Annotated in this window: 9 protein-coding genes and 1 pseudogene; 4 read left to right on the forward strand and 6 right to left on the reverse strand. The window is 30.2% G+C overall.

What is annotated here, in order from left to right:
- Both WAO74_RS03405 and WAO74_RS03410 read right to left on the reverse strand, forming a co-directional pair.
- On the reverse strand, positions 1 to 1661 hold a 1661-nt coding region (locus tag WAO74_RS03405; protein WP_422159702.1), incomplete at its 3' end, for a hypothetical protein.
- A gap of 779 nt (positions 1662 to 2440) precedes the next feature.
- Positions 2441 to 3898 carry a sodium:solute symporter gene (locus tag WAO74_RS03410; RefSeq protein WP_422159703.1) on the reverse strand — a complete coding sequence of 486 codons (1458 nt, stop codon included), beginning with the start codon at positions 3896 to 3898 and terminating at the stop codon, positions 2441 to 2443.
- A gap of 118 nt (positions 3899 to 4016) precedes the next feature.
- On the opposite strand from WAO74_RS03410, the gene recR reads away from it, so the two are divergent.
- Positions 4017 to 4634, forward strand: coding sequence for a recombination mediator RecR (gene recR / locus WAO74_RS03415; RefSeq protein ID WP_422159705.1), 618 nt, complete (start codon positions 4017 to 4019; stop codon positions 4632 to 4634).
- Here recR and WAO74_RS03420 read toward each other — a convergent pair.
- The 4 genes from WAO74_RS03420 to WAO74_RS03435 form a co-directional block, all read right to left on the reverse strand.
- Complete coding sequence (locus WAO74_RS03420; RefSeq protein ID WP_422159707.1) at positions 4631 to 5227, reverse strand: CopD family protein; 597 nt, start codon at positions 5225 to 5227, stop codon at positions 4631 to 4633. The genes recR and WAO74_RS03420 overlap by 4 nt on opposite strands.
- A 176-nt stretch (positions 5228 to 5403) precedes the next feature.
- Positions 5404 to 6420: a ferrochelatase gene (gene hemH, locus WAO74_RS03425; protein WP_422159709.1), complete on the reverse strand. Its 1017-nt coding sequence runs from the start codon at positions 6418 to 6420 to the stop codon at positions 5404 to 5406.
- A gap of 106 nt (positions 6421 to 6526) precedes the next feature.
- The gene (locus tag WAO74_RS03430; protein ID WP_422159711.1) at positions 6527 to 7033 is read right to left on the reverse strand and encodes a TrmH family RNA methyltransferase; all 507 of its coding nucleotides are present in this window, start codon (positions 7031 to 7033) and stop codon (positions 6527 to 6529) included.
- A 35-nt stretch (positions 7034 to 7068) separates the two neighbouring features.
- Positions 7069 to 7953 (reverse strand): helix-turn-helix transcriptional regulator, encoded by an 885-nt coding sequence (locus tag WAO74_RS03435; protein ID WP_422159712.1) that lies wholly within the window; start codon positions 7951 to 7953, stop codon positions 7069 to 7071.
- 203 nt (positions 7954 to 8156) lie between these two features.
- On the opposite strand from WAO74_RS03435, the gene hemA reads away from it, so the two are divergent.
- The 3 genes and pseudogenes from hemA to WAO74_RS03450 all read left to right on the forward strand — a co-directional run.
- Complete coding sequence (hemA, locus tag WAO74_RS03440; RefSeq protein WP_422159713.1) at positions 8157 to 9392, forward strand: glutamyl-tRNA reductase; 1236 nt, start codon at positions 8157 to 8159, stop codon at positions 9390 to 9392.
- Positions 9393 to 9402: 10 nt separating this feature from the next.
- On the forward strand, positions 9403 to 11016 hold the full coding sequence (gene hemC / locus WAO74_RS03445; RefSeq protein WP_422159715.1) for a hydroxymethylbilane synthase: 1614 nt from the start codon (positions 9403 to 9405) through the stop codon (positions 11014 to 11016).
- A gap of 166 nt (positions 11017 to 11182) precedes the next feature.
- A pseudogene (locus WAO74_RS03450) lies at positions 11183 to 11366 on the forward strand (porphobilinogen synthase); the annotation flags it as partial.

Consider the following 11366-nt stretch of genomic DNA (forward strand, 5'->3'; position numbering starts at 1 on the left):
CTTGTGTTAGAAGCAATATTAGCAGGCGTATATGTATTTCCAGAAATTGTTCCACCACCAGAAACAACAGACCAAGTTCCACCAGAAGGAGAACCCACTAAAGTTTTTGTTTGATTTTCAGTGATTGAAGCAGTTGAAGTCGTATTCACAGCTACAGGACAAGGAGTTACTGTAAAAGTTCTATCAGCGAATGTTGCAGGACACCCTCCGCTTGCAGCAATAGTATATCTAATAGTTACACTTGTGTTAGAAGCAATATTAGCAGGTGTATATGTATTACCAGAAATTGTTCCACCACCAGAAACAACAGACCAAGTTCCACCAGAAGGAGAACCCACTAAAGTTTTTGTTTGATTTTCAGTGATTGAAGCAGTATTTGTAGTATTAGAAGCAGTAGTTGTACAAATTGTTAAATTACAATTGGTAGGTCTATCTGAAGGTCTCAATAATGCGTTTAATAACATTCTTTGACCATTTACTTCTGTACTATTATAACTATAACTATGACCAGCTAAATAATGAACATATCCTCCAACGCTTGAACCAGATGTTGATAATTTACCAACATAAGCTTTATAATTAGCACCATTACTACTATCATAAGCAACTCTTTGTCCAGGGTTTGAGGTAAATCTGAAAGATTTTACAGAACCACCTTCATCATTTAAAGCTCCATGAATTTGATTATAAGGCTCGTCTGCATTGTCATAAACAATATTTCCACTTATACCAGGCTTACTAGAAAATGTTGCTAATAAAGAACCGTTTGAAGAATTAGAATACGCTTCAACACCTTCACATTGTCCTAAAAAATTACCCCCACTATTTAAAAATGTTTTTATATTGTTTACTAATGTGGAATTAATGTTTCTTGGTTTTACGTGAGGTTCACTTACAAAAGTATAGCACGAACTTCCGTTAATAGACGAAGCAGAGCTTACAGTGGCGTAATGAGTATTATTTGTTAATCCAGCATTTGAATATACTCCTGTATGAATACTTGCATTGCCACCATTATTTAAAACAGCAGCTTTAGGCTTATGGTTTAATGTATGTTTGATGTCAACAGTTGTATTAGCGGTTAATTCATAAACATTTACATTATTACCAAATGAAGAAATAATTGATAAGGCAGCAGTTTTATTAGCTGCATCAATAATTAATGGACCTGATCTAAAGCTGGTACTTGCTGTAGAACCTGAACTCGGTGAAACACGTTTTGCATTTGCAGTAAAATCGATAGCATCTTTTGCTTTTCCAGATTTAATAGCCCACTTTAACGGAATACCAGCGTGTAATAATCTTACAGCCAAACCATAAGCTTTTAAATTGAATTTTCCACCACTAGATTGTAATGTGTTATCCATTGGAATTACCAATGAACCTGAAGGAATTGTTTCATTAGCAAAAGCAGCAGACTCAAGTTCATCAAGTGAATTGGCTGCTGATTTGTTTAATTTTTCTGTTGTTGATTTTTTCCAAAAAGGATTATCATTGAAATTTTCAATTTTTTTCCAATTGGATTCATGTTTGCTCCAGAATGAAATATTTTCATTGCTGGTCACTTCATTGCTGGCTAGCAACAAACTGTTACCGAAGGCAGTCTGAGAAAATACAATCAGTAATAGAAAGTAAATGCTTTTGTGTAGTTTTGTGGTCATTTTGATGTCAATTTAAGGGGTGCTTATGTTTGTGTTTTTTGATGTTCTTTTTACTTGATGAATTTGAATATTTGAAAATGTATTCAAAAACAAACAATTTGAAAACGTTATTTTTTGCTTTTAAGATAAATATTAGAAGTTTTAATCAATGAAGTCGTCATTAAGTACGATGCATTTTTTGAAGTCACTTTTGGAGTGAACATTTCAAATTTATCATTGCAATTTTCAAGTAATGAATATACTTGACACGAGTTAACATTGTCACTATTCATTGTATAACGATAACCCAATAATAAATTTTTATTGTAAATGGCTGCAGAGTTTGCAGGTGTTGCGGTTGAATTACCTAGATTTAGGTTTGATGTAATGCCCAAATTCAAGATAATAAGACGTTGTTTAGGGGTCGTAGTCATATTATAATGTTTACTAATTTTATTTTTTAAAAATAACATATGATTATAAAATTTTAAATAATTTTAAAATTTTATTAGTGGGGGATCACAAATATTTTTAAGAATTTTAATATCAAAAAAATAAAGAACGCTATTAAATATTTTAATTTTTGTTATAACAACTTCATTTAAAGTTTACTACAAATGTAGCAATTTATTTTTAATAAATTATTTTTTTTTTGAATAAAAACCATAATTGTTCTGAAATCATGTTTTTCATGGTTAAAAACAAATATTAAATTTATTTCATTAATTATGGTAGTTCAGCATTTTTGGAATTAAATTTAGATTTATTATTCTTTATTAAATGACTCTTTAGGTTTTAGCTTAAATATTTAAATTGTTTATATAAGAACTCTTTTTTATAAAAATTCTCAAACCTAAAAAGGTGAAAGCACCATTTAATATTAAGAGAGCAAATCCAAAATCAAAATTAAAGGCTTCTAGGAATATTAAATTTGTGACATAAGTAAAAATAGGAGAAAGCAAACAAATTACTGGCACCATTTTATCTTTTACGCTATAATTTGTAAACAAACCAAAAGCATACAATCCAAGTAAAGGGCCATAGGTATAATTCGCAAACGTAAAGATTTTCGCAATCACACTTTCATCTGCAATAAAATATTTAAAAATTAAAATTGTAGCGATTAAAACGAATGAAAAAAGGATGTGAATTTTTTTACGTATTTTTTCTTGCTCAGTCGTATTTTTTTTGTCTATTTCTAAAATATCAATACTAAATGAGGTGGTTAATGAGGTCAACGCAGAATCTGCACTTGAATACGCAGCAGCTATTAATCCTAATAAAAAGAAAACCGCAGTTGTAAATCCTAACGTTCCATTGGTTGCAATTACTGGAAAAAGTTCGTCTTTGTGCGCATCAATGCCATTTTTTTGAGCAAAGTCGGTTAGTAAAATACCCAATGCCAAAAAGAAAAAATTCACAATGACTAAGACTATTGTAAACCAAAACATGTTTTTTTGAGCGTCTTTTAAATTTCTACATGTTAGATTTTTTTGCATCATATCTTGATCTAAACCTGTCATTACAATTGCAACAAAGGCACCAGCTAAAAAACGTTTCCAAAAATAATCACCCGCTTTTACATCCTCAAAAAAGAAAATTTTTGATAATTGATTATCTGCAACATATGAAAAAATATTTTCAATATTTAATTCATCAGAAATCGCATAAATACAAACACCCACTGCAATTAGCATAAATAATGTTTGTAAAGTATCTGTCCAAACAATCGTTTTAATTCCGCCTTTAAAAGTGTAAATCCAAATTAATAAGATAGTGATACAAACTGTCACCCAAAAAGGAATTCCGTAGGCATCAAAAAGAACCAATTGTAAAACATTTGCCACTAAAAACAACCGAAAAGAAGCACCAATTGTTCTGGAAAGTAAAAAAAAGCTGGCACCTGTTTTGTATGAATATTCGCCAAAACGAGTTTGTAAATAAGTGTAAATAGATGTTAAATTTAGTTTGTAATACAAAGGCAACAATACCAAACCAATGACTGCATACCCAACAATATAGCCAAAAACCATTTGCATATAACTCATACTTTGCGCTTCAACCCAACCAGGAACAGAGATGAACGTTACTCCAGATAATGAAGCACCTACCATACCAAAAGCGACTAAATACCAGGGAGAAGAATTGTTCGCTTTAAAAAAAGTTGAATTATTAGCAGATTTACCTGTGAAAACTGAAATGAGTATTAATACAGAAAAATATGCGATTATAAGAAGTATAATATAATGTGGTTGCATGATTAATTTTAAACTACGAATATAGGATTTTTAGAGAACAGAAAACAGAGAAAAGAAAATTGATGTAAATGTCTTTTTTCTTTATTCCTTTATCTTTATTCTCTTAAATTTGCACCCTATGGATTTTTCATCAAAATTATTAGAAAATGCTGTAAACGAAATGTCGCGTTTGCCAGGAATTGGCAAAAGAACGGCTTTGCGTTTGGTGTTGCATTTGTTAAAACAACCCAAAGAAAACACAGCCTATTTGTCTGAAGCATTGTTGCATTTGAGAAATGATGTAAAAAATTGCGAAAAATGTCACAATATTTCTGATACGATTTTATGTGGAATTTGTAATAACCCGAAAAGAAATCCAGCAATTGTATGTGTTGTTGAGGATATTAGAGATGTTATGGCGATTGAAAGCACGTCTCAATTTCATGGTTTGTATCATGTTTTAGGTGGAAAAATTTCTCCAATAGAAGGAATTGGACCAAGAAATTTGAATATTGATTCTTTGATAAAAAAAGTTAAAAATGGCGAAATAACCGAACTCATTTTTGCTTTAAGTTCTACCATGGAAGGTGATACCACCAATTTTTATATTTTTAAACAACTAGAAAAATTCGATATTACAACTTCTACAATTGCAAGAGGAATTGCTGTTGGAGATGAGTTAGAATATGCAGATGAAGTTACTCTAGGAAGAAGTATTATTAATAGAATTCCTTTTGAGCAGAGTATTAGAGGTTAATTTTCTAATTCTTTAATTTTATCACTTTCCAAAACCTCTTTCTCAGCTTTTTCCCAAGATTTTTTTTCTTTAATTTTTTTGTAAAGTCTAACAGCTAACATCAATAAAACCCCAAAAAGAATAATTCCAACAACTCCCCAAATCCAATTAATAGCACTTTTTAAGGTAACTAAAAAAACGACTGCGAATAAAATTAAAGTGGCAACTTCATTAAAAATTCGGAGTTTAAATGCGGAATATTTTATAATATCTTTTTGTAACTTATTATAAATATTATGACAAAAGCCGTGATAAAAATACAAACCGAAAACAAAAGCTAATTTTACCAGCATCCAAGATTCTGATAAATAATATGGATTTTTATACAGCATCCAAAAGCCAAAAAAACTTGCAAAAATGGCTGATGGCCAAGTGATAATGTACCACAAACGTTTGCTCATCAATTTATATTGAGTTTGTAAAATGGATTTTGCAGGTTCTAATTTATTTTCTGCTTCTGTATGATAAATAAACAAACGAACAATGTAAAATAACCCAGCAAACCAAGTTACTATAAAGATAATGTGTAGTGATTTTACGTATAAAAAGTCCATAGTTTTATTTTAAGATTCAATGTTTCAGGTTTCTAGTTTCAGGTTTCAGGTTTCAGGTTTCAAGTTTAGAGTAATAACCTAATGTCAGTTCGAGTGAAATTTCTTTTTCAGAAATTTTGTATCGAGAACTTGTTACAATTTCAATTTTTTGATTGAACGAATCACTTACCTTGTATCTACTCTTCAATCCATTTTACCAAAACATCCACCCATTCATCACTATCATTAATACAAGGAATTGCATAAAATGCTTCTCCACCAGCTTTTAAAAATTCTTCTTTACCTTCCATGGCAATTTCTTCTAAAGTTTCTAAACAATCAGATACAAATGCAGGGGTAACAACTGCTAATTTTTTAACACCTTCTTCAGGATATTTTTCCAACAGTTTGTCTGTGTAAGGTTGTAACCATGGATCTCCAGCTAATCTAGACTGAAAAGACACAAAATATTGATGTGGCTGTAAATCTAAATATTCTACAACTTGTTTTGTTGTTTCATAACATTGATGTTTGTAACAAAATTCATGTGCAGCAGAGCTTGTTTTACAACATTCAAAATTTACGCTATCATTTGGTTTACAGTGGCTTTTTGTAATATCAGATTTACGAACATGTCTTTCTGGAATTCCATGATAAGAAAATAAAATTTTATCCCATTCTTTGCCTTCTAAATGATTTTTAATGCTATCACCTAAAACTTTTATATAGTCTTTTTTATGATAAAATGCAGGAATGTGGTTAAACTTCATTTGAGGATAAAACTTTGCTCTCAATTCTTCTGCTAAAACCAAAATTGTATCGGTTGTAGCCATTGCATGCTGAGGATATAAAGGCACAATTAAAACATCTGTAACATCTTTTTCATGCAATTCTTGCAAGCCCATTTTAATAGACGGAGTTCCATAACGCATTGCCAATGCAACAGGTAATTCTGTTTTCTTTTGAACTTTATCTAATAATCTTTCTGATAAAACAATTAGTGGAGAACCTTCATCCCACCAGATTTTTTTATAAGCTTTGGCAGATTTTTTTGGTCTTGTATTTAAAATAATTCCTCTAACCAAAATTGTTCTTAACCATTTTGGCGCATCAATTACTCTTTCATCCATTAAAAACTCATCGAGATATTTTCTAACATCTTTGGTTGATGTGCTTGCTGGCGATCCTAAATTTACTAATAAAACTCCTTTCATTTAAAATTGGTTTCAAAGTTTCAAAGTTTCAAAGTTGAAAAAGAGAAAACTTCTATTTTTTTAATTTATTCTTTTGTTTTCAATCCATTCCTTCCTTTTGGGAAGTTTAGGATGGGATTATCTGTTTTGTGACTTCATATAACGTAATTGCCAAACTATGAATTACATTCATGCTAGAATTTCTTCCATACATTGGTATCGAAATGGTGTAATCTACCAAATTAATGTCTTCAATTCCATTTCTTTCACTACCCAAAAGTAATACGATTTTTTCATGATTTTTAAAATTAAAATCTTGAATATTGATGCTTTTATCAGTAATTTCTATACCTATAATGGTATTGTTTTCTTGTTTTAATTGATGTATGATTTGCTTAAAGTTGCTGTAATAATCATGCTCAATTTGGTTGATTGTATTTCTAGCAGTATTTACAACTTTTCTATTTTCAATAGATGGTGAATCTTTATGAAAATAAATTTTCTCAACGCCAAAACTCTCAGAAATTCGGAAACACATCCCAATATTTTCAGGAGTTCTGATGGCATCACAAACAATAGTTATGGGAAACTGTTGTTGCACATTTTCTACGTTTTCGTGGGAAAGCTGTTTCAAATTTTATATTTTTTCTAACTTCTAACTTCTAACTTCTAACCTTGTAAACTCATCACATATTTCTTTGGTGTTATTCCAAATTTCTTTTTAAAAGCGGCAATAAAATGACTTGCTGTGCTATAACCAACTTGAGTGCCAACTTCGTTTACATTGTATTGGTTACTTTCTAATAATCTTCTTGCATGTTCCATTTTATAATCGAACAAAAAACTATAAACAGTATCACCATAAATCTGTTTGAAACCTTCTTTTAGTTTTTTGAGGTTCAAGCCAATTTCGTTCGCTAATTCTTGCAAACTTGGTGGTTCTGCCATTCTAGAAATGATAATTTCTTTCGCTTTTCTAATTTTAAGAACATTTTGTTCATCAACCAAAAACGGACAATATTCACCTTCTACACTTTCGTCTTTCTGAAAATGCAAACTCAATAATTCATAAACCTTTCCTTTTACATACAATTCTCTTATTGAGCTGTTGATATTTGAGTTGATGATTTGCTGTAAAACAATAGCAACTGTTGGTTTTATTTCTGCATCATCATAATATTTTTTGTTGCTATTTTCATTGCTCAAAAAAGGAATATAACCAGATTCTTTAGAAAATAAAGAATGAAATTTTTCGATTGAAATCAATAAAGAAAGTAACGTGGTTTTAGGTTGAATTTCTAAATTGATTGGTAATGTTCTTTGAGGATTGTACAACAAAATAGATCTATTGTCTAAAACATCAAAAGAATAAGAGCTATTATTAAAGAAAAATTTAGAGTTGCCACGCAAACAAAAATGCATTTGAATAAAAGTACTGTTAATTTCTCTTTCAAAATTCTGAACATCCTTGCTTTCGTTCTGAAAATGAAGAACATAAAATCCTTTTTCAAGACTTATTTCCTCAAATGTACTTTCTCCGACATTTTTAAACATAAAAAATTTTTTAATGCAATCTAATTTTATTTAGAATGGTTCTATATAAAAACAATAGATATCCTTACTAGGCAACAAAAATAGTGATTTCTGCATGTTTTTTTTGTTAAAAACATCTAAAAAACATAGAACGTTATTTAAAGTACTTACAGCGATATTTTTTTATATGTTTTGTTTTTACTTTTGTGCAACTTTTTAAATTTATGCAAGAAGCTACGAAAAAACATTTTTACAATATTGGTGTCAGTTATAAAAAAGCAGATGCAAATACTCGTGGTAAATTTTCGTTATCAAAACAAAATCAGTTTGCTTTGTTGGAAATGGCAAAAGAGAAAGATTTTGATGCTGTTTTTATTTTATCGACTTGCAATAGAACAGAAATTTCTGGTTTTGCAGAACATCCTTATCAATTAATTCAATTATTGTGTCATTTTTCGGAAGGAACTGTAGATGAATTTGCTTCTATTTCTAATATTTACAAAAATCAAGATGCTGTAAATCAGCTATTCAGAATTGGAACAGGCTTAGAAAGTCAGATTTTAGGAGATTACGAAATTGTGGGTCAATTAAAGCAGGCTTTTAAGCTAGCAAAATCCTTAAAAACTACAAATGCCTATTTAGAAAGGCTTTTAAATAGTATTTTACAAGCAAGTAAAAAAGTAAAAAACGAAACAAAATTAAGTTCAGGAACTACTTCTGTTTCTTATGCTGCTGTTCAATATATCATCAAAAATTTACCAGATTATAATTCAAAAAATATTTTAGTTTTTGGATTGGGAAAAATGGGGAAACATACTTGTAAAAATTTAGCAGAGTATACGCAAAACAAATCTGTTTGCTTAATTAATAGAACAGAAGAAAAAACTACGGAATTTATAAAGGAGCATACTTCTATAAGAAAAGCTACCATAGAAAACTTATTTGATGAAGTGCAAAAAGCAGATGTTTTAATTGTTTCTACAGGCGCAGACAAACCTACCATTACAAAAGAACTAATTTCTAATAATAAAAAATTACTGATTTTAGACTTGTCTATGCCAGAAAACGTGGCAAAAGATGTAATCGATTTTGAAGGTGTTTCTTTAATAAACGTAGATGAACTTTCTAAAATTACAGATGAAACTTTAGCAATTCGTCAACAAGAAATTCCAATAGCAGAAGCGATTATCGAAAAACATAAAAAGGAGTTCAACAATTGGTTGAATCATAGAAGATTTACACCTGCAATTGCTGCTTTAAAAAAATCATTAGAAACTATTAAAAACGATGAAATTAGTTTTCAGCGAAGAAAAATGGTAGATTTTGATGAAAGTCAGGCAGAAATAGTAACTTCACGCTTCATTCAGAAAATAACCACTCAATTTGTGAAACACTTAAAAGATGAAGAAACATCTGTTTCACAAAGTTTAGAAGTAATCAATAAGGTTTTTCAATCTTAATAAAAAATCAATGCAAAAAACGATTAGAATAGGAACTCGCGAAAGTCAATTGGCTCTTTGGCAAGCAAATAAAGTACGCAAAGAATTAGAAGGGTTAGGCTATCAAACAGAAATTGTTCCTATAAAATCTGCAGGAGATATTATTCTTGATAAACCTTTGTACGAATTAGGAATTACAGGAATTTTTACCAAAAATTTAGATATTGCTATGTTAAATGGTGATATTGATATTGCTGTACATTCTTTAAAAGATGTACCTACTTCCTTGCCAGAAGGCATTATACAAGTCGCGGTTTTAAAACGTGCAAATTATTCAGATTTATTGGTTTTAAAAGATACAGAAGAGTTTTTTGGACAACCAAATGCAGTTATTGCAACTGGTAGTTTACGCAGAAAAGCACAATGGCTTAATAGATATCCAACCCATAAAGTTGAAGATTTAAGAGGAAATGTAAATACACGTTTAGATAAATTAGATAATAGCGAAACTTGGAATGGAGCCCTTTTTGCAGCTGCAGGTTTAGAGAGATTAGGAATTAGAGAAAAAGGCGCAATCGCTTTAAGTTGGATGATTCCAGCTCCTGCACAAGGTGCAATTATGGTCGCTTGTTTAGAAAAAGATCAATTTGTGATTGAGGCTTGTGAGCAATTAAATCATTACGAAACCAAAGTTTGTGTTGGCATAGAACGTGAGTTTTTAAAATTGTTAGAAGGTGGTTGTACAGCTCCAATTGGTGCTTTAGCTTATGTTGATGCAAAGACTGAAGAAATTAATTTTAAAGGAATCTTATTAAACAAAGACGGTTCTAAAAAAATTACAGTAAATAAAACTGCAAAAATGGGAAGTCATCGACTTTTGGCCAAAGATTGTGCAGATTATATTTTAAATAGAGGAGGAAAAGAATTGATGCTAGAAGATTTGGAAATACAATCTAAAATAGCACATGTGTATTCTACAAAAAAACTTTCTGAGCTTCAAAAAGAAATTTTATCTCCAGCAATTGGTATTCAAGATAGTGATTTTATTAAAATTCGCTTCAATAGAATTCCTGCAAAAGTGATGAAAAACAAAATTGAAAACGTAATTATTACCAGTCAAAATGGAGTAGAATCGCTTTTAAATTCTTTCACAAAAAACGCAATCAATTTCCAAAACATTTATTGCGTTGGTAGAAGAACTAAAAAACTGATAGAGAACAGAATAGGTAAAGTAACTCATGTTGCAAAAAACGCAAAGAAGTTAGCTGAATATTTATCTAAAGAATTAGAAAACAAAGAAGTAACTTATTTTTGTAGCGATTTACGTTTGGATATTTTGCCAGCATATTTACAAACTTATAATATTGTTGTAAACGAGATTGAAGCTTACAAAACTATGTTAAGTCCAGAGAAGTTAAAAGATGATGTTTCTGGAGTTTTGTTTTATAGTCCATCAGGTATTGAGAGCTATTTGCAAAAAAACAACACAGATAAAGTTGCTTTTTGCATTGGAGAAACTACTGCAATTGAAGCAAGAAAACATTTCGAAAATGTACAAGTAGCATATATGCCAAGTGTAGATTCTGTTTTAGAATTGGTAAATACATATTATTCCCATCCTAGCCTTCCCAAAGGGAAGGAATAGATTGTGGGAAATCCTGCAAGGTTTCAAAAACCTTTTTAGGTATAAAATAAATCAAGAGAATACCTACAAGGTTCAAAAGAAACCTTGCAGGAGAAAACAATAATTAAATACACAATTTTTAAGAGCGTGCTCCCCTTTGGGGAAACAGGGGATTAAACAGGGGCTTATGTTTAGAACAAGAAGATTAAGAAAACACGAAGGAATTAGAAGACTTGTTAAAGAAACAAGCCTTTCTGTTGATGATTTTGTGTATCCATTATTTATTGAAGAAGGCAAAAATATAGAAACAGAAATAGTTTCTATGCCAGGAATTAAACGTTTTTCTTTGGATAGAATTTCGAAAGAATTAG

Origin of the sequence: Polaribacter sp., assembly GCF_049276715.1 — a bacterium.
Taxonomy (GTDB): domain Bacteria; phylum Bacteroidota; class Bacteroidia; order Flavobacteriales; family Flavobacteriaceae; genus Polaribacter.